Below are 23,359 nucleotides of genomic sequence, written 5' to 3' on the forward strand. Positions count from 1 at the left end.
GGGCCTTCCTCCTACGGGGGAAGGCCCTCGGTCGTACCCGGGTCCGGCAGCGGTGTGGCAGCAATGTGGCGGCGGTGCGGCCGTCAGCAGCGCCCGGCCGGCAGCGAGACGGCGCACTGGTTGGCCGTGAAGACATTGCCGGTGCCCTTGTCCCGGTCCGCGAGGTCGGCGGGCTGGTTGCCCCGCACGGTGTTGCCGGTGACGACATTGCGGGAGTTGGCGACCCCGGCGAAGCTCGGGAAGAGCACGATGCCGCCGGACATCGTCGACTCGCCCTTGTTGTCCCGTACCTCGTTGTCGGTGACGTGGGCCTCCTCCACACCGGTGAGCACGATGCCGGCGCCCTGGATGACGGGCAGTCGGTTGCTGGCGGCGCAGTACCGGTTGTTCTCGGTCACCCGGTTGCCGCGCACGGTGAGCTTGCCCGCCCGGGGGATGCCCTCGTCGCCCACCACGAAGACGCCGCCGCAGTTGCCGGTGACGATGTTGCGCTCGACCGTGAGGTTCTGCAGCCGCCGTACGGTGATGCCGATGCGGTTGCCCGCGACGCGGTTGCCGGTGACCTGCGCGCCCTGCGCGTCGGTGGCGCCGCCCTCCTCGGTCACCGTGTTGGCGAGGAAGATGCCGGTCTCGGCGTTGCCCTCGGCGATGTTGCCCCGGAAGTCGCCGCGCACCGAGCGGTCCTGGCGGATGCCGTGCTCGCCGTTGCCCCGGGCGATGACGCCGCGTACGGACAGCCGGTCGGTCCAGGTGGCCATCAGGCCGTCCTTGGTGAAGCCGGAGACGTCCAGCGACACGATGCGCACCCCGACCAGCGGGTGCGCGGCGGTGCCCGCGACGCAGATGCCGTGGCCCTGGGCGGCGCAGGGGCTGGTGGCGGCGTCGGCGCCGGGTTCGATCCGGGTGTCGGCGCCGGCGCCGGCGATGGTCAGCCGGTCGGTCCGCACCTGGACGCTGCCCCGGTAGACCCCGGCCGGGATGAAGACGGTGTCGCCGGGCCGCGCCTGATCGACCACCTGCTGGATCGACCCGCCCACCGGGACGACATGCACCGTCGCCGCGCTGGTCGGCGCGATGGCGCCGCCCAGGGTGAGCAGGCTGAGACCGGCGGTGCCGGCGAGGTACTTGAGCTGACGTAGGCGCATCGGTGGTGACCTGCTTCCCCTGCGGTGGCGACCCGGTGTCCGGCTGCGGGCCGGACGCCCGCACCGGCACGAAGCTATGCAGGCCAACGGCCACCCGCACGCATTGTCACTCCCTGGGTGCAGTGAGTGACGGCCGGGTGGCGGAGTCTGACGGCGCGTCGCGGGCCGGGCTCCGGACGGACCACCCGGCGCGGAGGCGGTGCCCGGATGCGGTAGAGTTTCGGCCGTCAGCGAGCGCCGCTAGCTCAACTGGCAGAGCAGCTGGCTCTTAACCAGCGGGTTCGGGGTTCGAGTCCCTGGCGGCGCACCTGTCCGGCTCACAGCCGGTGGCTTCAGGCCCTCCCATCCGAGATGGGAGGGCCTGAGTCGTCTCGGGCGATCGGCCCGCTGCGAGAATGACCCGATGCGTAGCTCACAGACTCGCGGCGATGCCGCGTCGCACTCCGGCCGGGGACCGGCGCTGACCCTCGCTCTGGTGTCGGCGTGCGCCTTCGGCGGCTCGGGTCCGGCGGCCAAGCCGCTGATCTCCGCCGGGCTCGATCCGCTGCATGTGGTCTGGCTGCGGGTGGCGGGCGCGGCGCTGGTGCTGCTGCCGCTGGCGGTGCGGCACCGCAGCGCCGTGCGACTGCGGCCCGGACTGCTGGTGGGCTTCGGGCTGCTGGCGGTGGCGGGCGTCCAGGCGTGCTACTACGCGTCGATCTCGCGCATCCCGGTGGGGGTGGCGCTGCTGATCGAATACCTGGGGCCGCCGCTGCTGCTCGGCTGGGTGAAGTTCGTGCAGCGTCGGCCGGTGACCCGGGCGGCGGTGTGCGGCGCGGTGCTGGCGGTGGCGGGTCTGGCCTGTGTGGTGCAGCTCTGGTCGGGGGTGGGGTTCGACCCGGTCGGGGTGGTGCTGGCGCTGGGGGCGGCCTGCTGCCAGGTGGGGTACTTCGTACTGGCGGACGCCCGTGGCGGCGGCCGCGAACCGGTGGACCCGATGGCGGTGTGCTCCTACGGGCTGCTGGTGGGCGCGGTGGTGCTGACCGCGGTGGCCCGGCCGTGGGAGATGCACTGGCCGGTGCTGGCCCAGCGGGTGGCGATGGGCGACGCCCGGGTGCCGGCCGCGCTGCTGGTGGCCTGGGTGGTGCTGGTGGCGACGGTGCTGGCCTATCTGACCGGGGTGGTGGCGGTGCGGCGGCTGTCGCCGCCGGTGGCGGGGGTGGTGTCGTATCTGGAGGCGGTCGTGGCGACGGTCGCCGCCTGGGTGCTGCTGGGCGAGCACTTGGCGGGGGCGCAGGTGGCGGGCGGGGTGATGATGCTGGCGGGCGCGTTCATCGCGCAGACCTCGACGCCGGGCGCACCGCCGTCGGCGGAGCCGCCGGTTCCCGCAGCGGCGGCGGTCGGCGGCGGGCAGCCGGACGGTACGGGGGCGGCGGCGGGCTCGGAATAGCGGGTTCGGCATGACGGGTTCGGCGTGGCGGCTTCGGCGTGGCGGCTTCGGCGGTGGTCGTCCGCGCGACACCGGGCACGGGTGCGGGCTGTACGCCGATCGCACTGTCACAGTGGCCATACATCCTGAATGTCCGATTCGAGAGAATCCAGGAACGGTCCATGGCCCATGTGCATGTGATCCTCAACCAGAAGGGCGGCGTGGGGAAGTCCACCCTCACCGTCAACCTCGCCGCCGTCACCGCCGATGTCCTCGGCCGGGCGCCGGGCGAGGAGCCGCCCGTCGTCGCGGTCTCCATCGACCCGCAGGGCTCCGCCGTGTGGTGGTCGGAGCGGGTCGGTGACGGGCTGCCCTTCGACTTCGTCCAGGCGCACGACGACCCGGCCGGGCTCGCCTCGCTGCACCGCATCCCGTCCGCCCGGCATGTCTTCGTGGACACCCCCGGCTGGCTGGACCTCTCCGGCCGCGCCCGGCCCGGGGACTGCCCGTTGGGCAGCGGCCCCGCCGCCGAGGCGCTGCGGGCCGTGCTCGACCACGCCGACGACGTGATCGTGCCCATCGAGCCGGAGCCGCTCGGCTTCGAGCCCACCCAGCGGACGGTGGAGCGGGTGGTCAAGCCGCGCGGACTGCCGTTCCGGGTGGTGGTCAACAACTGGGACCCGCGCGACGGCCGGGCCGACCTGGAGCAGACCCAGGCGTTCGTGCTGGCCCAGGGCTGGCCGATTGCCCGTACCGTGGTGCGGCACTACAAGCTGCACACCCGGGCGTCCGCCGACGGGCTGGTGGTCACCCAGTACGGCGGCAACCGGGTCGCCCTCCAGGCCAGGGAGGACTTCTTCCGGCTCGCCCTGGAGGTCGGCCTCGGCGCGGCCGTGCCCGCACCGGCCGCGCCGGTGGACGCGGCCCGGGTCGGCCCGCAGGGCGGGCGGCCGGGGCGGCGGCGGAAGGCGGCCGGGCGGGCGGGGGTGGCGTGATGGGACGGCGTACCGACCTGGCCACCCTGCTCACCCCGGGCTCGCCCGCCGCCACGGCGGCCCGGCACCCGGCGGTGCTGCCGCTCACCGACCTGGCGGCGAACCCGGAGAACCCGCGCTCCGAGCTGCGCGAACTCGACGGCCTCGCCGACACGCTGCGGGAGCGCGGGGTGCTCCAGCCGCTGGGCGTGGTCACCCGGGAGGCATTCCTCACCGACCACCCCCAGCACCGCGACGCCGTGGGCGACGCCCCGTACGTGGTGCTGCACGGCCACCGGCGGCTGGCCGCCGCCCGGCTGGCCGGGCTGACCGAGGTGCCGGTGCACGTACGGCCGGACGCGGGCCGCTCCGGCGAGGACGCGCTGATCGAGAACGTCCAGCGGGACGACCTCACCGAGCTGGAGCAGGCCCGCGCCATCCAGGGCCTGGTCGACGCCTACGGCTATTCGCAGCGGGAGCTGGCCGCCCGGCTGGGGAAGTCGCAGGGGTTCGTCTCCCAGCGCCTCACCCTGCTGCGGCTGCGGCCCGAGCTCCAGCAGGCGCTGGCGGCGGGCACCCTCGGCGTGGAGGACGCCCGGCGCATCGCCCGACTCCCGGCCGACCGGCAGACCCTGCCCACCCCGGCGCAGCGCACCCGCCGACCGGCCGCCGCACCGGCGCCGCCGCAGCAGCGCGGTGATTACGCCGTAATCACCCTGGACACCCCGGAGAACATCGCCGCCGCCCTGCGGCGCCATCTCGCGCCCCGGCTGCTGGACCGCCTGATCGTGCTGCTCTCCACGGACTGACGGCCGGCGGCCGCCGGGGTCCGGACCACACCGGGCCCCGGCTCCGGCGCACAAGCCGGCCGGGGCGGGCCGGGTGCGGCGGCCCGGGGGGGTCAGGAGCGGGCGATGGCCTCGTGGTGGCGGATGACCTCGGCGATGATGAAGTTGAGGAACTTCTCCGCGAAGACCGGGTCCAGATGGGCACCGGCGGCGAGGTCCCGCAGCCGCTCGATCTGGTCGCGCTCACGGCTCGGGTCGGCCGGCGGCAGCTTGTGCCGGGCCTTGAGCCGGCCGACCTGCTGGGTGCACTTGAAGCGCTCGGCCAGCATGTGGACCACGGCCGCGTCGATGTTGTCGATGCTCTCCCGGAGCCTGGTCAGCTCGGCGCGGACCTCGTCGTCGACCCGGTCGAGCGGGCGGTCGGCGTCGATCTGGGGCTGGTCCGTCATCTGGGCTGCTCCGAATCTGGGCTGCTCCGAGCCGGTTCCGGGGGCGTTGGGCGAACGCCCACAGTAACAGGGGAAGCCCCCGGGGCCCGCCTTCGGCGGGCCGTTGTCCGCACTGTGGGCAGGTCGCGGCCGCCGCCGGGTCGCGGGCCCGGTCCGGTGGCGGCGCCCGGTCGGCCGCCGAGCGGTTGCGGGCGGTGCGCGGCGGCCGGATTCTGGGCTCGCGGAACGTCCGCGGGCTCTGCGGAGCACGGTCCCTCCCCGAGGCGCGGAGGACCGTGGCAGCGACCCCGTAACAGCGAGGAAGACACGGCATGCCCCCACGCGACTCGTACCCGGACGGCGCACCCTGCTGGGTCGACCTGACCACCCCCGACCTGGCCGCCGCGCAGGACTTCTACCGCCCGATCCTGGGGTGGGAGTTCCAGGACCAGGGCGCCGAGTTCGGGCACTACACCATGTGCCTGAGCGGCGGGCAGCCGGTGGCGGCGCTGATGCGGCCACCGGAGGGCGCGGGGGAGCTGCCGCCGCTGTGGAACGTCTATCTGGCCACCTCGGACCTGAAAGCGGTCCACGACCGGATCGCGGACGCGGGCGGCAGCTCGGCCCTCGGGCCGCACGAGGTGCCCGGCGCGGGGTGGATGGCGTTCGCGTTCGACCCGACCGGGGCGTCCTTCGGGCTGTGGCAGCCGGGGGCGCACAAGGGCTCCGCGCTGGTCGCGGAGCCGGGGGCGATGTGCTGGCACGAGCTGAACACGCCGGACGGCGCGACCGCGGACGCCTTCTACCGCGAGCTGTTCCCGTACATCCAGCAGCAGATCGGTGACGGCACGGAGTTCGACTACACGACGTGGAAGGTGCCGGGCAGCAACGACATGCCGGTCTGCGGCCGCTACCGGACCGCTGTGCGGCAGCCGTACTGGTCGGTGTACTTCGCCGTGCCGGACGCCGACGCCGCCGCCGCGCAGGCGCAGCAGCTGGGCGGGCGGCTGGTGCGCGAGCCGTTCGACTCGCCGCACGGCCGGATGGCGCCGGTGGTCGACCCGGCGGGGGCCCGGCTGACGCTCTGCCAACTCCCCTGAGGTCGACGGGATCGCGGCGCCCCGGACATAGGGTGGGAACCGCAACGAGACCGGGCCCCGGCCCACATCCCCAGCACAGGAGGAACCGATCGTGGCAACCACTCGCACCGCGCGCACGGCCTGGGAAGGCAATCTGCTGGACGGCAAGGGGGAGGTGACCTTCGCGTCCTCCGGGATCGGCGAGTTCCCGGTCTCCTGGCCCGCCCGCGCGGAGACGCCCAATGGGAAGACCAGCCCGGAGGAGCTGATCGCGGGCGCCCACTCGGCGTGCTTCTCGATGGCGCTGTCGCACGGCCTGTCCGGGGCGGGCACCCCGCCGACCAGCCTGGAGACCCAGGCCGAGGTCACCTTCCAGCCGGGCTCCGGCATCACCGGCATCCACCTCACCGTCACCGGCGTGGTGTCCGGGCTGGACGAGGCGGGCTTCGTCAAGGCCGCCGAGGACGCCAAGGCGAACTGCCCGGTCAGCCAGGCGCTGTCCGGCACCACCATCACCCTGACGGCCCGGCTGGCCTGACGCCGTACGCCCCCCGGCGCGCGCCCTACAGCGCGCGCTGGGGATGGCGGGACGCGCCGCGGGCGGCGCGAATCACTGCGAATCCTGGCGAATCGCCCCGCGTTCGATGGCTCCCGGATCAGCGGGCGACCTATGATCCGAAAGGTACGCGGGTCAGATCCACCGGGCCGGACAGCCGCCCGGCACTCCCGCGCCGTGAGGCGTAGCAGCGGACGGGAGCATGCCGTGCGGGGCCGGTTCGAGGGGGCCGACGCACACCAGGGGGCCGAAGCGCACGACGGGACCGATATGTACGACGGCTCCGATGCCCAGCAGGGCGCAGACCGCCCGGCCGCCGGACCACCACCGGCCGCCCTCCCGGCGGACCAACTCCGTGCGGCCCAGCTCCCGGCCGACCAGCTCCCGGCGGGCCGCATCTCCGCCGATCCCGCGCCTCCCGTCCCCACGCCTCCCGTCCCCGCGCCGACGGCACCGCACCCGGCGCCCGCCGGGCACGATCCGGCCGACGACATCGTCTGCCCCTCCTGCGAGACCCCGCTGCCCGGCGTCACCGAGCGGCTGCGGGACGCCCTGCGGGCCGGTGAGTCGCGGTTCCGCGCCGCCTTCGCGGACGCGGGCATCGGCATGGCCCTGGTCGACGCCGACGACTGCGTCATCGAGGCCAATCCGGCGCTGGCCGCCATGGTCGGACTGGACGTCTCCGAGCTGGTCCGCAAGCACATCCACCAGTTCATCGACCCGGAGGAGCGCGCCCGCCGCCTCTACCGGGAGCTGGTGGCCGGCGACCGCGACCGGCTGCGGATCGAGAAGCAGCTCAAGCACCGCGACGGCCACACGGTGTGGACCAACATCACCGTCTCGCTGATCCGGGACGGCGACGGCAATCCGCTCTACACCCTGGCCATGGTCGAGGACGTCACCGAGCAGCGCCGACTGGGCGACCGGTTGCAGTACCAGTCGCTGCACGACCCGCTGACCAGGCTGCCGAACCGCTCGTACTTCTTCGAGCGGCTGGCCGCCGCCTGCGAGGCGCCCGCCGCCGCCCGCCGCCGGGTCGGCCTGTGCTACGTCGACCTGGACGGCTTCGCCGCCGTCAACGACACCCTGGGCCACCACATCGGGGACGAGCTGCTGGTGGCCGTCGCCGCCCGGCTGGAGCAGCGGTTCGCCCGGGGCGGCGGCCGGCTGGTGGCGCGGCTCGGCGGTGACGAGTTCGCGCTGCTGGTGCCGGACAGCGAGGGCGACGACCAGCTCACCGGGTTGGCCGAGGAACTGCTGCGGGTCCTCGACCAGCCCTTCGACGTGGCCGGGCACCGGCTCGCGGTGACCGCCAGCATCGGGGTGGTGGAGCGCCCGGTGCGCGGCACCACACCCACCGAGCTGGTGAAGGACGCCGACGCCACCCTGTACTGGTCCAAGGCCGACGGCCGGGCCCGCTGGACGCTGTACGACCCGGACCGGGGCGCACACCAGATGACCCGCCAGCTGCTGGCCACCGCGCTGCGCCCGGCCCTGGAGCGGGGCGAGTTCGCGGTGGAGTTCCAGCCGCTGGTGGGGCTGGCGGACGGCCGGGTGCACGGCGCCGAGGCGCTGGTGCGCTGGCGGCACCCGAGGTTCGGGACGCTGTCGCCGGACCGCTTCATCCCGCTGGCCGAGGAGACCGGCGCGATCGTCCCGCTGGGCAAGTGGGTGCTGGAGGAGTCCTGCCGGCAGGCCCGGCACTGGCTGGACGAGTTCCCGGCGGCGGGGGTGTTCGTCAGCGTCAACCTGGCGGTGCGCCAGGTGTGGGACTCCGATGTGGTGGCGGACGTGGCCGAGGTGCTGGACCGCACCGGGCTGCCGGCCCGGCTGCTCCAGCTGGAGCTGACCGAGAGCGCGGTGATGGGCCCGGCCGGGCGGCCGCTCCAGGCCCTCCAGGCGCTGGCCGACATGGGGGTGCGGATCGCCATCGACGACTTCGGCACCGGCTACTCCAACCTGGCGTACCTCTCCCGGCTGCCGGTGCATGTGCTCAAGCTGGACGGCACCTTCGTGGAGGGGTTCCGCGACCCGGGCGGCACCCGGCGGGACGCGGACGAGAAGATCGTCAGCGCCATGGTCCGCCTCGCGCACGCGCTGGGCCTCACGGTGACCGCCGAGGGCATCGAGAGCGCCGTGCAGGCCGAGCGGCTGCGCGCCACCGGCTGCGACACCGCCCAGGGCTGGTACTTCGCCCGGCCAGGGCCGCCGCACCGGGTGGTCCGGATGCTGCGCGAGGGCCCCTGGCCGGCCGGCGGCCCGGCGGACCCCCGCTGAGGCGGCCCGCCCGCCGAGCGGCGGCCCGGGGTCGCCGCCCCGGGCCGCCGCCGTGTCCGGCGCCGGTTCAGCAGGTTCCGCTGTCCGTCCAGACGCCGGAGGAGGCGCTGCCCGGGGTCTCGCCCTGGGTCCACCACTTGGCGGTCCACTTGTGGCCGTTGTACGAGACCACCGCGCCACCGCTGTAGGCGGTGCCGCTGTTCCACGCGGGCACGGTGCAGCTGCCGCCGCCGGTCGTGCCGCCGGTGCCCGTACCACCGGTGCAGGCGCCGTTGTCCGTCCAGACGCCGGAGGAGGCGCTGCCCGGGGTCTCGCCCTGGGTCCACCACTTGGCGGTCCAGTTGTGCCCGTTGTACGAGACCACCGCGCCACCGCTGTAGGCGGTGCCGCTGTTCCACGCGGCGGCCGTGCAGCCGGTCGGCGGCGGGGTGGTGGTGCCGCCGGTCGAGCCGCTGGTCGAGCCGCTGGTCGAGCCGCCGGTGCCGCCGCCGGTGGGCGGGGTGGCGCCGGCGAACCGCACCGAGAACTTGGCGAAGTCCCAGGGCGCCTGCGGCACGCTGCTGCACGTACCGGAGGTCTTGCCGTTGTTGTCCGCCGGGGTGCACTGCCGGTCGCGGTTGAGCGACCAGAAGGTGTAGCGGGCCAGCTTGTGCGAGGTGGCGTAGTCCAGCACCTGCTGGAAGTCCGACTGGAGGAACATCTCGCCGGTGTCGCTGCGGCCGTTCATCATCGAGACGCCCTCGTGGGCGTACGCGGTGGCGGCGTCCCAGCCGAAGGTGGAGCGCAGTACGCCGTTGAAGTTCTCCAGTGCGCTGATCTGCGCCGCGGCGCCGTTGAAGCCGCCGTCGAAGGGCATGATGGAGAAGTTGGCGGGCGTGAAGCCCTGCGACTTGGCCTCGTTCAGCATCTGCTTGCCGAACCAGCCGGTGCCATCGGCGGTGCCGGCGGTGGTGACCGAGACATAGAGCCCGGCGTTCCTGGTCTGGAGGATCTTGGCCGCGCCGATCTCGTTGTGGATGGCGGCGGTGTTCTCGTACTCCGGCTCCTCAAGGTCGAAGTCGATCGCCTTGAGCTGGTACTTGTCGATGACCTGCTGGTATGCGGCGGCGGTGGCCTCCGGGGTGCTGCATGCCTGGCCGAGCTTGGTGCCGCCGTAGCCGCCGATGGAGACCGACACATCGCCGCCCGCCGCGCGGATGGCGCTGATCAGCCCGGCCACCTGGGTGTCGGCGGAGACGGCGGCGGTGCCGTCCCAGGTCGGCGAGCAGCCGCCGCCGTTCGGCGCCAGGATGAAGGCCAGCTGGAACGCCTTCAGGCCGCTGGCGGACATGATCTCGGTGGCGCTGGGCGGGTCGTTGTCCAGCGGCATCAGATAGGGCGCGGCGGCGTACCAGTTGCTGCCGAGGGACGCCTGCGCGGCGGCGGGTGCGCTGGTGGACGCCTGGGCGGCGCCGCTCTCGACGGCGGCCAGCAGGCCACCGGCGGCGAGGGCGGCGGCGGCGGTGACGGCGGTGGCCCTGCCGAGCCGGCGGGGGCGCCGGTGGACAGGGGTCTGCGGGGTGCGCGGAGTGCGCGGCACAGGTGCCTCCTCGTGGGGGGAGAGGGAGGGACGCGCCGTACTCGGCGCTCCTGGAGGGAGGAGCGCCGGCGGGTTCCGGGCACCCAGCGTGGCCGCGAGTCGGGTGCACGTCAAGGTATTGGACTAGACCTTTTACCTGGACCAATTCCGGCCCACCTTGACCGCCCCCGAGGGCCGCAAAAGCCCCTGACCTGCACCGATGCCCCGTCGGAAGCCCCGTCTCGCCAGCGGACCACCGGTCGTCCGACCGGAGGGGAGCCGCCCGCTACACCGCGAGCCGGGTCAGCGCGGAGCCACCGGCGGTCGGCGGGTCCAGCCGGGGTTCGCCCGCCAGGATCGCCTGCTGGAGCTGCTGCAACCGGGCCGACGGCTCGATCCCGAGCCGCTCCACCAGCGCGCCGCGCAGCCGCTGGTAGGCGTCCAGCGCCCGCCAGGCGCTCCCGGCGCGGTAGTGGGCCAGCATCAGCTGCGCGCAGAGGTTCTCCTGCATCGGGTGCCGGACCGTCAGGACGTGCAGCTCGCCCAGCAGCTCCGCATGCCGGCCGAGGTGCAGGTCGGCGTCGATCCGCCGCTCCAGCACGCTCATCCGCAGCTCCTCCAGCCGCAGCACCTCCAGCCCGAGGACCGGCCCGACCCGTACGTCCACCAGGGCCGGCCCGCGCCACATCTCCAGCGCCCGAGCCAGCAGCGCCGAGGCGACCTGGTAGTCCCCCACCTCATGGGCGGTGCGGCCCTGGGCGGCGAGCCGTTCGAACTCCCGGACGTCCACCGCGTCGGCCGGCACGTCCAGCCGGTAGCCGCCGTGCCCGGTGGCGAGCACTTCCTTGGCGCAGAGCGCACCGGAGGCCGGGTCCTCGCCGGCCAGTGCCGCCGTGATCTTGCGGCGCAGTTGCAGGATGTAGGTCTGGAGCGTGGTGGCGGCGCTGCGCGGCAGGTCGGCGCCGCCCCAGACCTCCTCCATCAGGGTGGGAACCGTCACCAGGCGGCCGGCGTGCAGCGCCAGCAGTGCGAGGATCTGCCGGGGCTTTCCGGCGGTGGGCACGATCGATGTGCGGTACTGCCGGGCCGCCAGCGGTCCCAGGACTGCGATCTCCACTTCGTGGTTCCCCTTTCACGGCGCACCGGCGGGACGCCGGCGCGCGGAGCGCTGCCGGCTCGGGCCGTCCCGTCGGTCACCCACTGAGGCTGGCACCGGGGCGGCCGGGGGGCCAGTGAGGGAGTCATGAGCCGGTTCGTGAAGAATTCATGCCCCACTTGTGATGTCCGCACTGTGCGGGTGGGGGCCCGTACCGAAGAATTCCGCCTGTCGGCTCGGGGACGACCGGAGCGAGCCACCGGACTTGGGAGAGACCATGGGTACCACGGCGCAGCGCACCGCAGCGGCCCGCACGGAGCGCGCCGCGAGCATCGATCAGGACCTGCGCTTCACCGAGTTGGTCGCGCGGGCCGGGATCGAACCGGAGCTGACGGCCCGCTACGGCGAGGACCCGTTCGCCGCCCTCGCCGGGCTGGGCCTGCTGCCGGGCGCGGCCGCCGGGTCGGGTGCGCGGTCGCTGGTGATCGAGGACCTCGACGCGCCCGCCGACCCGCCGTCCATCGTCTGCTGGCGCAGCGGTGGCCCCGAGGCGCGGGGGCTGGTGATCGAGGATCTGGCGGCGCCGGCCGGTGACGCGCCGATCGTCTGCTGGCGTACCCAGGCCGACCCCGCCGAGCAGGCCGCCGCCAGTGGTGTGCGGCCCGCCGGGTGGTTCCTCGCATGACCGCGACGGGGGAGCAGGAGACGGCGGGGCCGGCGGCGAGGGGGGCGCGAGCCGGGGCCGTGGCGCCGGTTGTGGGCTTCAAGCGCCACCTGCGCGCCGCGGTGGTCCCGGGGGAGGCCGTCTACCTGCTGTCCGGTCGTGGGGTGACCGCCCTGCACGGCGACCACACCGAGACCCTGCTCCCCCTGCTGGACGGCACCCGCACCCTGCCCGAGGTGGTCGAACAGGCGGCGCGCTCGATGCCGGCCGCCGAGGCCGCCGCCGCGCTGCGCCGGCTCGCGGACGCCGGGCTGGTCAGGGGCCGTACGCCCGGCCGGCCCGCCGACCCGGCCGCCGAGGCGTACTGGGACCAGGCCGGGCTGGACGGCGGCCGGGCCGCCGCCGAGGTGGCCGGCGCCCCGGTGCGGGTGGTGGCGCTGGGTGGGGCGGAGTCGGGCGCCGAGGCCGCGCGCGGCGCCTGCCGGGCCTCCGGCCTGGCGGTGCGGGAGTCCGCCGAGGGCACCGCGCTGACCCTGGTGCTGTGCGACGACTACCTCGACCCCCGGCTGGCCGCGCTGGACGCCGAGCACCGCGCGGCGGGCCGCCCGTGGCTGCTGGCCAAGCCGGGCGGCGCCGTGCCGTGGGTGGGCCCGGTCTTCCGGCCCGGCGAGGGCGCCTGCTGGCACTGCCTGGCGGAGCGGCTGCGCGGGCACCGCCGCTCCGAGCGGCCGGTGCAGCACGCGCTCGGCCTGGACGGGCCGGTGCCACTGCCGGAGGCGTCGCTGGCGGCGGGTCGGGCGCTGGGCCTGAACGCGGCGGTGCTGGAGGCGGCCAAGTGGCTGGCGGGTCTGCGGTACGAGGGCCAGGGGTCGGTGCGCACCCTGGACACGCTGGAGCTGGGCAGTACGGCGCACCGCGTCGTCCGCCGCCCGCAGTGCGCCGGCTGCGGTGACCCGGGCCTGGTCGCCGCCCGGGTGGGCGCCCCGGTGGTGCCGGTCTCCCGGCCGAAGGCGCCGCACGACGGCAATGGGCACCGGGCGCTGACGCCGCAGCAGATGCTGGAGCGGTACGGCCATCTGGTGAGCCCGGTGACCGGTGTGGTGCGGGAGCTGCGGCGGGACCCGCGCGGGCCGGAGTTCGTCGAGTGCTACCTCTCCGGCCAGAACCTGGCGGTGGGCTCCGGCACCCTGGCCGGGCTGCGGGCCGGGCTGCGGGCGCTGAGCGGCGGCAAGGGGCTGACCGCCGACGAGGCCAGGGTGAGCGCGCTGGGCGAGGCGGTCGAGCGGTACTGCGGCTCACGGCAGGGCGACGAGCCGACCTTCCGGGCGAGCCTGCGGGAGCTGGGCGCGGCGGCGGTGCATCCCAACGACTGCCAGCTGTACGGCGAGCGGCAGTTCCGCGACCGCGACCGGTGGAACGCGGTGCACTCGCACTTCCAGTACGTCTCGGCGCCGTTCGACGAGCGGGCGCCGGTGGACTGGACGCCGGTCTGGTCGCTCACCGCCGACCGGCAGCGGCTGCTGCCCACCTCGCTGCTGTACTTCGACGCCGGGGAGAGCGGGGCCTGCGGGCTGCGGGCCGACTCCAACGGCAACGCGGCCGGCGGCAGTCTGGAGGACGCGCTGGTCCAGGGGTTCCTTGAGCTGGTGGAGCGGGACGCGGTCGCGCTGTGGTGGTACAACCGCACCCGGCAGCCCGCCGTGGACCTGGGCTCGTTCGACGCGCCCTGGCTCGCCCCGATGCTGGCCGGCTACCGCCGGTCGAACCGCGAGGTCTGGGCGCTTGACCTCACCTCCGACCTGGGCATTCCGGTGGTGGCGGCGCTGTCCCGGCGTACCGACAAGCCCGCCGAGGACGTGGTGTTCGGCTTCGGCGCCCACTTCGACCCGGCGGTGGCGATGCGCCGGGCGCTGACCGAGATGGGCCAGCTGCTGCCCGGTGCCGCGCGGGCCCGTCCGGACGGCACCGGCTACACGGTCACCGATCCGGAGCCGTACACCTGGTGGACGCGGGCGACCGTCGCCAACCAGCCCTATCTGCTGCCCGACCCGGCGCAGTCCGTCCGGACCCGCGCCGACTGGGCGTACACCCCGCGCGGCGACCTGGCCGCCGACGTCGCGGAGATCACCCGGCTGGTGACGGCGCACGGCATGGAGCTGCTGGTGCTGGACCAGACCCGCCCGGACATCGGGCTGCCGGTGGTCAAGGTGATCGTCCCGGGGCTGCGGCACTTCTGGGCGCGCTTCGCGCCGGGCCGGCTGTTCGACGTACCGGTGGCGCTGGGGCGGCTGGCCGAGCCGACCCGGTACGAGGACCTCAACCCGATCCCGCTGTTCGTCTGACGCGGCCCGCGCACCGGGCCACCGCCCGCAGGCCCGCGACCCGCGCACCCTCCGTCCACGAACCCTCCGCCCACGAACCCTCTGGCCGTGACCCTCCAGCCATGACCCCACAGCCATGACCCACCGCCACGAACCACCGGCCACGAACCCGCCGACGACGGACAAGGAGCAAGGAGCCCACCGTGGCTGAGGTGACATCACATGCCCGGAGCGGCGGCAGTGCGCCGGCCGAACTCTGGTCCTTCCGGGTGGACGTGGCCGTGGAGTACGACCGGCCGGCGCGGTCGGTGCTGGTCCGCGGGCCGTGGGGCGACCAGGAGTTGCCGGAGCCGGGGCCGGTGGTGCGCGAGGTGCTGCGCAGGATGGAGCTCGGGCCGATCTCGCTGCAGAACGCCCTGGGCCGCCCCGGCGAGGCGGGGGCCGCCTCGCCCGCCGACCGGGCCCGGGTGGCGGCGGTGCTGGAGCGGCTGCAGGACGTGGTGGTCCGCTCCCCCACCGTCCCGGACACCGGTCAGCCGATGCTGTCGGTGGTGCCGACCGCCCCGGCGGCGGCGCTGCGGCTGGGGGCACCGGCCACGGGCGGCCGCGTCCAGTTGGTCGGACGTACCAGCCTGCGGCGGGCGGACGGTGAACTGCTGCTGGAGGCACCGGGATTGTCGTACCAGGTGGTGCTGCACCGTGCGGAGGCGTTAGAGCTGGTCCGGGTGTTGCGGCGGCCGATCCGGCCGGAGTCGGCCCGGTGCTGCGCGGGCGGCGGGCCGGCGCTGGTGTATCTGCTGGCGGCGGGGCTGGTGGTGCCGGTCACCGAAGGGTGCTGACGCTGCGCCGGCCCCGCCGGTATGACAGTGATGTTTAATGTTGATCTTCACCATTTGTTGTCATGCTGTCCTATGATCCGGTCGGGACCTACACGGGCCCACGAAGGAGACCGGGGGGCGAGGGTGGCCACGACCGACAGCACGAGCACTGCGGGCGGAGCTGAGACCCAGCCCGACGGCCCCCGCCACTCGGCCGCCCGGGACCAGCTGCAGAGCGGTCAGGGCATCCCCGCCCCAAGGCTGGCCAGGGCCATCACGGTGGCCGCGCTGAGCTGCTTCCTGCTCATCACCCTGCTCAACATCGCCGGCGAGCGGCAGCCGGGCGGCCCGTTCGCGGCCGCCGTCGCGGCGCTCGCCGCCATCTTCGCGCTTCAGCTGCACCACTCCGCGCCCGGCGCCAACCAGGCCCCCCGGCGGCGCAAGGCGCTGACGCTCGGCGTGCAGGCGCTGCTGACCTACCTTCCGCTGATCGCCTTCCAGTGGGAGTGGGGGTCGATGGCGGGCTTCCTGGCCGGTTCGCTGCTCCTGCTGCTGCCGGCCAGGCTCGGCTGGACGCTGTACGCGCTCGTCGGGCTGAGCATGCTGCTCGCCCCGCTGCTGGACGGCCAGAACCTGCTGAACACCGTCTACCTGTGCGAGTCCACGCTGCTCACCGGCGTCGTGGTGTACGGACTGTCCCGGCTGGCCGAACTGGTGGTCGTGATCCACGCCGCCCGGGAGGAGCTGGCCCGGATGGCGGTGGCCAACGAGCGGCTGCGCTTCGCCCGCGACCTGCACGACCTGCTCGGCTACAGCCTCTCCGCGATCACCCTCAAGGCCGAGCTGATCCGCCGGACCATGCACAGCCACCCCGACCGGGCGTCGGACGAGGTCACGGCGGTGCTCGACATCTCCCGGCAGGCACTGGCCGACGTACGGCTGGTCGCCAGCGGATACCGCGACATGTCGCTCGCCCAGGAGTGCGCCTCGGCCCGCTCGGTGCTGACCGCCGCCGAGGTCACCGCCGTGGTCACGGTGGACTTCGGCGACCTCGACCCCCGGGTGGAGACCGTCCTCGCCACCGTGCTGCGCGAGGGCGTCACCAATGTGCTGCGCCACAGCAAGGTCCGCCACTGCACCATCGAGGCCGCCGAGCGCGACGGCCTGGTCCGCCTCACCATCGTCAACGACGGCGTCCAGCCCGAACACCGCGACGCCGACCTGCACAGCGGCAGCGGGCTCGTCAATCTGGCGCTGCGCCTCGGTGCCGTCGGCGGCACCCTCAGCGCCCGCGTCGACCAGGACGGCCGCTTCCAGCTCACCGCCGAGACACCGGTGCGGCCGACCGGCCAGCTCGGCGTACGGGACAGCGGAAAGCAGCACGGCCGGGCGGCGGACTCCGCAGCCGCCGCCTGATCCGAAGCCACCCGCCGGATTCGGCACGACTCACCGGGGGAGAACCGGATGCCCGCACTGAGAATCCTGCTCGCCGAGGACGTCCACATGATCCGCGGGGCGCTGGTCGCCCTGCTGGAGCTGGAGCCGGACCTCGAAGTGGTCGCGGACGTCGACCACGGCGACGCCATCGTGCCCGCCGCGCTGCTGCACCGGCCGGACGTCGCCGTGCTGGACATCGACCTGCCGGGCATCGACGGCCTGACCGCCGCCGCCCGGCTGCACGAGCAGCTGCCCTCCTGCCGGACCCTGATCCTCACCAGCCTCGGCCGACCCGGCACCCTGCGCCGCGCGCTGGGCGCGCACGTCAGCGGCTACATCCTCAAGGACGCGCCGCCGGACCAGCTGGCCACGGCGGTACGGGGCGTGGCCTCGGGCCGACGGGTGATCGACCCCCAACTGGCGCTCTCCGCCTGGGACAGCCGGGAGAATCCGCTGTCGCAGCGGGAGACCGAGGTGCTGCGGCTCGCCGCCCAGGGCGCGGACGCGGCCGAGATCGCGGGCGTACTGCACCTGTCCTCCGGCACCGTACGCAACTACCTCACCTCGGTGGTCACCAAGGTCGGCGCCCGCAACCGGGTGGACGCGATCCGGATCGCCGAGGAGGCGGGCTGGATTCCCTAGGCCGCCGCACCCTCGGGCCGGTCAGCCCGGGAGCGGCACCGGTGTCTCCGGCAGGGCCGCCAGGGCACTGACCAGCGGCGCCAGCTCCGGCCGCTCGGCGGCCTCGGCCAGGGCGCCGGACAGGGCCCCGTCATGGGTCGGCCGGGCGCTGTCCAGCAGCGCCCGGCCGGCCGGGGTGACCTCGGTGTAGATGCCTCGCCGGTCGGTCTGACAGAGGTAGCGGCTGAGCAGACCGCGCTCCTCCATCCGGGTGACCAGCCGGGTGGTGGCGCTCTGGCTGAGCACGACGGCGCGGGCCAGCTGCTGCATCCGCAGATGCCAGCCGTCCTGGCGGGCGAGGGCGTCCAGCACGGTGTACTCCACCACGGAGAGGTCGTGCCCGCGCTGGAGCGCCTTCTCCAGGGCGTCTTCGATCCGGCCGTGCAGGGCGGCCAGGGTCCGCCAGCCCTGGGCGCGGGCCTCGGCGGCGTCGTCCGCGATGACCATGCTGCTCTCCTCACCTTTACCACCAGTCTACCCGCGCATTCGGGTAGAGCGCCTCTGCAAAAGTTGCAGAGGCGGAACGGTGGCCGCCTGCCCTCACTGTACGAAGCAGTGAATCACTGCTTCACTCTCTGGTATGCCCTATCGACGCACCCCCGCCGTACAGGCCCGGCTGGACGACCGGCGCGAGGCCGTGCTGAGCGCCGCCGTCGAACTGCTGGCCGAGCGCGGCTACGGCGGCTGCTCGATGGCGGCCGTGGCCGAGCGCGCCGGGATCGCCACCGGCAGCGTGTACCGGCACTTCACCGGCAAGGCCGAGCTGGCCGTGGAACTGTTCCGGACCGTGGTCGGCGGCGAGGTCGCGGCGGTCACCGCCGCCGCCACCCGCCCGGCACCGCCGCCGCAGCGGGTCGCCGCCATAGTGGAGACCTTCGCCGCCCGCGCCCTCAAGGCCCCGCGCCTGGCCCACGCGCTGCTCGCCGAACCGGTCGACCCGGCCGTCGACACCGAGCGGCTGGTCTTCCGGCGGGCCTTCCGGGACGTGATCGCCGCCCAGGTGGCCGCCGGGGTCGCCACCGGCGCCCTGCCCGCCCAGGACCCCGAGCTGACCGCCGCCGCACTGGTCGGCGCGGTCGGCGAAGCCCTGGTGGGCCCGCTCGCCGCCGGAGCCGACCCCGCCGACGTACTCCCCGCCCTGCTCGCCTTCACCCTCCGTGCCCTGGGAGGACACGATGCCGCGGACGCATGAGGTCACCAACCAGGTACCGCCCCCCTACGGCCATGACGTCGCCGCCGACCCCGCCCTGCTGGCGGCAGTGCGGCAGCACGGCGCCGACTGGGCCGAGCCCGAGCTGCACGAGCTGGGCACCCTGGCCGGCTCCGAGCAGGCCGCCGAGTGGGGGCGGCTGGCCAACGAGCACCGGCCGGTGCTGCGCACCCACGACCGGTACGGCCACCGGATCGACGAGGTCGAGTTCCACCCGTACTGGCACGAGCTGATGCGCACCGCCGTCGCCCACGGCCTGCACGCCGCCCCCTGGCAGCAGCAGCGGCCCGGTGCGCACATCGCGCGGGCGGCGAAGTTCTTCGTCTGGTCGCAGGTGGAGGCCGGCCACACCTGCCCGATCTCGATGACCTACGCCTCGGTGCCCGCGCTGCGCACCACGCCCGAGCTGGCCGGATGGCTGGAACCGCTGCTGGCGTCCACCGTGTACGACTTCGGGCTGCGCGAGCCGCACGGCAAGCGCGGGCTGATCGCGGGCATGTCGATGACCGAGAAGCAGGGCGGCTCCGACGTCCGCACCAACACCACCACCGCCGTGCCCGCCGCCGACGGCGGCTACCGGCTCACCGGGCACAAGTGGTTCACCTCGGCGCCCATGTCGGACGTCTTCCTGACCCTCGCCCAGGCGCCCGGCGGGCTGTCCTGCTTCCTGCTCCCCCGGGTGCTGCCGGACGGCAGCCGCAACCGCATCGAGCTCCAGCGGCTCAAGGACAAGCTGGGCAACCACTCCAACGCCTCCGCCGAGATCGAGTACGACGGCGCGATGGGGTGGCTGGTCGGCGAGGAGGGACGCGGGGTGCCGACCATCATCGAGATGGTCAACATGACCCGGCTGGACTGCACCCTCGGCGGGGCCGCCGGGATGCGCGCGGCGCTGCTCCAGGCCGTCCACCACGCCACCCACCGGCGGGCGTTCGGCGCGGCGCTGATCGACCAGCCGCTGATGCGCAATGTGCTGGCCGACCTGGCGGTGGAGTCCGAGGCCGCCACCGCCGTCGCACTGCGGCTGGCCGCCGCCACCGACCGGGCCGCCGCCGGGGACGAGGACGAGGCGCTGCTCCGGCGGCTCGCACTGCCGGTCGCCAAGTACTGGGTGTGCAAGCGCGGCCCGGCGCACGCCGCCGAGGCCATGGAGTGCCTGGGCGGCAACGGCTATGTGGAGGAGTCCGGCATGCCCCGGCTCTACCGGGAGGCGCCGCTGGTCTCCATCTGGGAGGGGTCCGGCAATGTCGCCGCGCTGGACGCGCTGCGCGCCATGACCCGCAGCCCGGCCAGCGTGGACGCCTTCTTCACCGAGGTGGGGCGGGCCGCCGGCGCGGACCACCGGCTGGACGCCGCCACCGCCGCGCTGCGCAAGGAGCTCACCGACCCGGCCGGCATCGAGTACCGCACCCGCCGCATCGCGGAGTCGATGGCGCTGCTGCTCCAGGGTTCGCTGCTGGTACGGCACGGGCACCCGGCCGTCGCGGACGCCTTCTGCGCCTCCCGGCTGGGCGGCGACCACGGCGGGGCCTTCGGCACCCTGCCGCCCGGTGTGGACACCGCCGCCATCCTCGACCGGGCCCGCATGGTCGCCGCGTGACCGGGTCGGACCACGGCTGAACTTCCCGCCGAACGGACGGGAACCTCGGCCCGGGTCGGGCGTCTGGTGGGGTGAAGGGTGCTTCCCGCGCCCTGGCAGCGGGCCGGAAGCCGTCCGGGAGCCGCTGCCCGCCCCTCGACCCCGGGAGACATCGGTGTCCACCACGCACAACCGCGCACGCGGCCGGAGCAGCCGCCGACTCGGCCGGATCTTCGGCGCGGCCGCCGGACTGGCCCTCCTCGCCGGCGGCGCCACCGCCGCCGCCCAGGCCGCCACCGGCCCTCACGGCCCGGCGGTCAGCGCCCCGGACCACGCCCAGCCCGCCGCCGTCCCCAGCGCCGCCCCGGCCCCGGCTCGGCCGGTCCGGGCGGTCCCGTCGCCCGTCCCCAGCGTCGCGGTCCCCGGCCACGCCGCACCCGCACCCGTCCCGGCCGTCCCGGCCCCGGCCCACGCCCGACCCACCCCCGCCCCCGCAGCCCCGTCACCCGTCCCCACCGTCATCCCGGCGCCGGCCCACGCGGTCCCGTCACCCGTCCCCAGCGTCGCGGTCCCCGGCCACGCCGCACCCGCACCCGCACCCGCCCCGGCCGTCCCGGCCGTCCCGACCCCGGCCCACGCCCGACCCACCCCCGCCCCCGCAGCCCCGTCACCCGTCCCCACCGTCATCCCGGCCCCCGTCGGCACCCGCTGACCCGACCGGCGACGACAGCCACCACCGCAGCCGCCCCGGGCCCACAGCCCGGCCCGGGACCTGGGCCCCGGCGAGGACGGACCACGCGTCCGCCCCCGCCGGGGCCGCCCGGCCCCCGCCGTACGACCGGACGGACGAGAACCGACGAGGCCCATGCACATCCGACGCCTGTCACCCGCCGCCGCAGGCCCGCCCGCCACCACCGCGCTCCCCCGTCGGCCGCACCAGCCGCACCGGCCGCGCCTGCCACGCCTGCCGTGGTTGCGATGGCTGCTGGCCCGCCGCACCCGCACCGCCCCCGGGCCCGCCGACCTCCCGCTGTACGGCCGCCGCACCCCCCGTACCGGCGGCCGCCGGTACGCCCCGGGCGGCGAGGAGGACCGCCCGACCCTCGCGGACCTCTACCGAGCCCGCCGCCTGGACATGGTCCGCCTCGCCGTACTGCTCGTCGACGACCAGCACGCCGCCGAGGACATCGTGCAGGACGCCTTCGCCGCCCTGCACCGCAGCCACGGCGAGACCCTGGCCGACCTGGAGAACGCCGCCGCCTACCTGCACACCAGCGTGCTCAACGCGGCCCGCTCCGTACTGCGCCGCCGCCGGACCGCCCGCGCCTACGTCCCGCCGCACGAGGTGCCCGGCGCACCGGTCGACGAGCGGGTGCTGCTCGCGGACGAGCACCGCCGGGTGATCACCGCACTGGGCGGCCTCAAGCGGCGGCAGCGCGAGGTGCTGGTGCTGCGCTACTGGTCCGAGCTGAGCGAGACGGAGATAGCCGAGGCGCTCGGGATGTCCCGAGGGACCGTCAAGTCCACCGCGAGCCGCGCGCTGGACGCACTGGAGAGACTGCTGGAGACGGACGGATGAGCGACGTACAGCCGCAGGGCACGGCCGTGGAGGAGCGGCTGCGGGCCGCCCTGCGCGCCCGCGCCGACCTGGTGACCGCCGCCGAGCTGCGCCCGGAGCGGCTGCCCGCCCCCGCCGCCCGGCCGCTGGAGCGGCTGCGCCGCCCGGTGCTGACGCTGCTGGCGGCGGCCGTGGTGGCCGCCGCCTGCTGGTACGCCATGGCGCTGCCCGGCCGCTCCCGGCCGATGCCGGCGGAACCGGCCGGTACGCCGCCCTCCCACAGCGCCCCGGCCCCGACCGCGCCAGCACCGACAGTCCCCGCCCCGGTCAACCCGGTGCCGGCCGCTCCGGACGTACCCACCGTCAGCCCCACGGTCGGCCGCTGACCCAAGCGCCCCCGGCGCCCTCAGCCCGCCGTCAACCCGTAAGCGTCAGCGATCAGCCCGTACGAGGCGATCCGCGCCTCATGCCCATGCACATGCGAGGTGACCATCAGCTCCTGCGCCCCCGTGCGCCGCCGCAACTCCTCCAGCCCGTCCCGGACCTGCGCCGGCTCACCCAGCACCACATTGCGCAGCCAGTCGTCCAGGAAGTCCCGCTCCACCTCGGTGTACGGGTACGACTCGGCCTCCTCCGGGGTGGGGATCAGCCCGGGTCGCCCGCGCCGCAGCCGCAGCATCGACAGCCCGCCGCTGCGGGCCAGCCGCAGCGCCTGCCGCTCGTCCGGCGCCGCCACCGCGCTGACCCCGATCACCGCGTACGGCTCGTCCAGCACCGCCGACGGCCGGAAGGTGGTCCGGTACAGCTCCAGCGCCGGCACGGTGTTGGCCGCGCTGAAGTGGTGCGCGAAGGCGAACGGCAGGCCCAGCTGCCCGGCCAGCCGCGCGCTGAAGCCGGAGGAGCCCAGCAGCCACACCGGCGGCCGCTGCCCGTCCACCGGGCCGGGCACGGCGGTGATCCGCCCATACGGGTGGCCGGGCGGGAAGTCGCCGTCCAGGAAGCCGGTCAGCTCCGTGAGCTGCTGCGGGAAGTCGTCCGCGCCCTCGCCCAGGCCCCGGCGCAGCGCCCGCGCGGTCGCCTGGTCGGTGCCCGGGGCGCGGCCGAGGCCGAGGTCGATCCGGCCGGGGTGCAGCGCGTTGAGCAGGCCGAACTGCTCGGCGACGGCCAGCGGTGCGTGGTTGGGCAGCATCACGCCGCCGGAGCCGAGCCGCAGGGTGCTGGTGGCCGCCGCCAGGTGGGCGATGAGGACGGGCGGGGAGGAGCTGGCGACGCCCGGCATGCCGTGGTGCTCCGCGACCCAGAAGCGGTGGTAGCCCCACTCCTCGGCGCGGCGGGCCAGCTCGGTGGTGGCCCGCAGTGCCTCGGTCGGGGTGTAGCCCTCCCCGACGGTCGCCAGGTCCAGGATCGACAGTGGGGCGGGCGCGATGCCGCGCGCCCTGCCCCGGATCGGGTCCTGCTGCTCTGCTGCGGTGTCGCTGCCGGTCACGGCCTGTCCCTTCCTCTGCGCTGCGGCGGTCGCACGGCGCACCGCCGATCGGCTGCAACCGGCATCCGGCGCGCGCTGTTCCCGCTCGGCGCGGACTCACCGCATGTGACCGATCGTTCGCGGAGCGGGTGGCCCGGAGGGCCCTCCCGGGCCTCCGGGGCGGCGGGACCGCTGCCGGTGGTCAGGTACTATTGTCGACGTGAGCGGGCGCCGCTAGCTCAACTGGCAGAGCAGCTGACTCTTAATCAGCGGGTTCGGGGTTCGAGTCCCTGGCGGCGCACCACGCAGACGGAAAC

General features: G+C 75.0%; 22 protein-coding genes and 2 tRNA genes. 18 read left to right on the forward strand and 6 right to left on the reverse strand.

The features are described from left to right. Window positions 1-83: 83 nt before the first annotated feature. Window positions 84-1,145 carry a nitrous oxide reductase family maturation protein NosD gene (locus ACIQGZ_RS18845; protein WP_402603064.1) on the reverse strand — a complete coding sequence of 354 codons (1,062 nt, stop codon included), beginning with the start codon at window positions 1,143-1,145 and terminating at the stop codon, window positions 84-86. Window positions 1,146-1,379: 234 nt separating this feature from the next. On the opposite strand from ACIQGZ_RS18845, the gene ACIQGZ_RS18850 reads away from it, so the two are divergent. The 4 genes from ACIQGZ_RS18850 (at window position 1,380) to ACIQGZ_RS18865 (ending at window position 4,336) form a co-directional block, all read left to right on the forward strand. Continuing rightward, window positions 1,380-1,452 (forward strand) — tRNA-Lys (locus tag ACIQGZ_RS18850). Window positions 1,453-1,548: 96 nt separating this feature from the next. After that, window positions 1,549-2,574 carry an EamA family transporter gene (locus ACIQGZ_RS18855; protein WP_402603066.1) on the forward strand — a complete coding sequence of 342 codons (1,026 nt, stop codon included), beginning with the start codon at window positions 1,549-1,551 and terminating at the stop codon, window positions 2,572-2,574. 161 nt (window positions 2,575-2,735) lie between these two features. Continuing rightward, window positions 2,736-3,548, forward strand: coding sequence for a ParA family protein (locus ACIQGZ_RS18860; RefSeq protein ID WP_402603068.1), 813 nt, complete (start codon window positions 2,736-2,738; stop codon window positions 3,546-3,548). Next, a complete protein-coding gene (locus ACIQGZ_RS18865) occupies window positions 3,548-4,336 on the forward strand; it encodes a ParB/RepB/Spo0J family partition protein (protein WP_402603070.1) in 789 nt (262 codons plus the stop codon). The genes ACIQGZ_RS18860 and ACIQGZ_RS18865 overlap by 1 nt, the downstream gene beginning before the upstream one ends. Before the next feature lie 92 nt (window positions 4,337-4,428). On the opposite strand, the gene ACIQGZ_RS18870 is transcribed toward ACIQGZ_RS18865, so the two are convergent. Continuing rightward, on the reverse strand, window positions 4,429-4,764 hold the full coding sequence (locus ACIQGZ_RS18870; RefSeq protein WP_402603072.1) for a chorismate mutase: 336 nt from the start codon (window positions 4,762-4,764) through the stop codon (window positions 4,429-4,431). Between the two features lie 311 nt (window positions 4,765-5,075). Here ACIQGZ_RS18870 and ACIQGZ_RS18875 point away from each other — a divergent pair, with 311 nt between their 5' ends. The 3 genes from ACIQGZ_RS18875 to ACIQGZ_RS18885 all read left to right on the forward strand — a co-directional run bounded on the left by ACIQGZ_RS18875 (window position 5,076) and on the right by ACIQGZ_RS18885 (window position 8,655). Further along, entirely contained in the window at window positions 5,076-5,843 is a 768-nt protein-coding gene (locus ACIQGZ_RS18875; RefSeq protein ID WP_402603074.1) for a VOC family protein, read from the forward strand. A gap of 91 nt (window positions 5,844-5,934) precedes the next feature. After that, window positions 5,935-6,360 (forward strand): OsmC family protein, encoded by a 426-nt coding sequence (locus ACIQGZ_RS18880; protein ID WP_402603076.1) that lies wholly within the window; start codon window positions 5,935-5,937, stop codon window positions 6,358-6,360. Window positions 6,361-6,585: 225 nt separating this feature from the next. Beyond that, entirely contained in the window at window positions 6,586-8,655 is a 2,070-nt protein-coding gene (locus ACIQGZ_RS18885) for a putative bifunctional diguanylate cyclase/phosphodiesterase (RefSeq protein WP_402603078.1), read from the forward strand. Window positions 8,656-8,722: 67 nt separating this feature from the next. On the opposite strand, the gene ACIQGZ_RS18890 is transcribed toward ACIQGZ_RS18885, so the two are convergent. Continuing rightward, window positions 8,723-10,234: a chitinase gene (locus ACIQGZ_RS18890; protein ID WP_402603080.1), complete on the reverse strand. Its 1,512-nt coding sequence runs from the start codon at window positions 10,232-10,234 to the stop codon at window positions 8,723-8,725. Between the two features lie 265 nt (window positions 10,235-10,499). Continuing rightward, a complete protein-coding gene (locus tag ACIQGZ_RS18895; RefSeq protein ID WP_402603082.1) occupies window positions 10,500-11,330 on the reverse strand; it encodes a BTAD domain-containing putative transcriptional regulator in 831 nt (276 codons plus the stop codon). Between the two features lie 256 nt (window positions 11,331-11,586). On the opposite strand from ACIQGZ_RS18895, the gene ACIQGZ_RS18900 reads away from it, so the two are divergent. The 5 genes from ACIQGZ_RS18900 (at window position 11,587) to ACIQGZ_RS18920 (ending at window position 17,191) form a co-directional block, all read left to right on the forward strand. After that, window positions 11,587-11,994, forward strand: a complete 408-nt coding sequence (locus tag ACIQGZ_RS18900; RefSeq protein ID WP_402603084.1) for a hypothetical protein — start codon at window positions 11,587-11,589, stop codon at window positions 11,992-11,994. After that, complete coding sequence (locus tag ACIQGZ_RS18905) at window positions 11,991-14,315, forward strand: TOMM precursor leader peptide-binding protein (protein WP_402603086.1); 2,325 nt, start codon at window positions 11,991-11,993, stop codon at window positions 14,313-14,315. The genes ACIQGZ_RS18900 and ACIQGZ_RS18905 overlap by 4 nt, the downstream gene beginning before the upstream one ends. A 182-nt stretch (window positions 14,316-14,497) precedes the next feature. Beyond that, window positions 14,498-15,133 carry a hypothetical protein gene (locus ACIQGZ_RS18910; protein WP_402603088.1) on the forward strand — a complete coding sequence of 212 codons (636 nt, stop codon included), beginning with the start codon at window positions 14,498-14,500 and terminating at the stop codon, window positions 15,131-15,133. A 123-nt stretch (window positions 15,134-15,256) separates the two neighbouring features. Continuing rightward, window positions 15,257-16,528, forward strand: coding sequence for a sensor histidine kinase (locus tag ACIQGZ_RS18915; protein ID WP_402603090.1), 1,272 nt, complete (start codon window positions 15,257-15,259; stop codon window positions 16,526-16,528). Between the two features lie 48 nt (window positions 16,529-16,576). Beyond that, window positions 16,577-17,191 carry a DNA-binding response regulator gene (locus ACIQGZ_RS18920; protein WP_402603091.1) on the forward strand — a complete coding sequence of 205 codons (615 nt, stop codon included), beginning with the start codon at window positions 16,577-16,579 and terminating at the stop codon, window positions 17,189-17,191. Between the two features lie 21 nt (window positions 17,192-17,212). Here ACIQGZ_RS18920 and ACIQGZ_RS18925 read toward each other — a convergent pair whose 3' ends face one another. Continuing rightward, window positions 17,213-17,677, reverse strand: a complete 465-nt coding sequence (locus ACIQGZ_RS18925) for a MarR family winged helix-turn-helix transcriptional regulator (protein WP_402603092.1) — start codon at window positions 17,675-17,677, stop codon at window positions 17,213-17,215. A gap of 133 nt (window positions 17,678-17,810) precedes the next feature. On the opposite strand from ACIQGZ_RS18925, the gene ACIQGZ_RS18930 reads away from it, so the two are divergent. The 5 genes from ACIQGZ_RS18930 (at window position 17,811) to ACIQGZ_RS18950 (ending at window position 21,963) form a co-directional block, all read left to right on the forward strand. After that, window positions 17,811-18,422, forward strand: coding sequence for a TetR/AcrR family transcriptional regulator (locus ACIQGZ_RS18930; RefSeq protein WP_402603093.1), 612 nt, complete (start codon window positions 17,811-17,813; stop codon window positions 18,420-18,422). Further along, window positions 18,406-20,040, forward strand: coding sequence for an isovaleryl-CoA dehydrogenase (locus ACIQGZ_RS18935; protein WP_402603095.1), 1,635 nt, complete (start codon window positions 18,406-18,408; stop codon window positions 20,038-20,040). Before ACIQGZ_RS18930 ends, ACIQGZ_RS18935 begins: the two co-directional genes overlap by 17 nt. A gap of 154 nt (window positions 20,041-20,194) precedes the next feature. Then, window positions 20,195-20,731, forward strand: a complete 537-nt coding sequence (locus ACIQGZ_RS18940; protein WP_402603096.1) for a hypothetical protein — start codon at window positions 20,195-20,197, stop codon at window positions 20,729-20,731. Window positions 20,732-20,884: 153 nt separating this feature from the next. After that, window positions 20,885-21,598, forward strand: a complete 714-nt coding sequence (locus tag ACIQGZ_RS18945) for a SigE family RNA polymerase sigma factor (RefSeq protein WP_402603098.1) — start codon at window positions 20,885-20,887, stop codon at window positions 21,596-21,598. After that, window positions 21,595-21,963 (forward strand): hypothetical protein, encoded by a 369-nt coding sequence (locus ACIQGZ_RS18950; RefSeq protein ID WP_402603099.1) that lies wholly within the window; start codon window positions 21,595-21,597, stop codon window positions 21,961-21,963. The genes ACIQGZ_RS18945 and ACIQGZ_RS18950 overlap by 4 nt, the downstream gene beginning before the upstream one ends. A gap of 20 nt (window positions 21,964-21,983) precedes the next feature. Here ACIQGZ_RS18950 and ACIQGZ_RS18955 read toward each other — a convergent pair whose 3' ends face one another. Then, window positions 21,984-23,063 carry an LLM class flavin-dependent oxidoreductase gene (locus ACIQGZ_RS18955; protein WP_402603100.1) on the reverse strand — a complete coding sequence of 360 codons (1,080 nt, stop codon included), beginning with the start codon at window positions 23,061-23,063 and terminating at the stop codon, window positions 21,984-21,986. Window positions 23,064-23,270: 207 nt separating this feature from the next. Here ACIQGZ_RS18955 and ACIQGZ_RS18960 point away from each other — a divergent pair. After that, window positions 23,271-23,346: transfer RNA gene (locus tag ACIQGZ_RS18960), tRNA-Lys, on the forward strand. Window positions 23,347-23,359: the final 13 nt, after the last annotated feature.

The organism is Streptomyces sp. NPDC092296 (genome assembly GCF_044755465.1).
Taxonomy (GTDB): domain Bacteria; phylum Actinomycetota; class Actinomycetes; order Streptomycetales; family Streptomycetaceae; genus Peterkaempfera.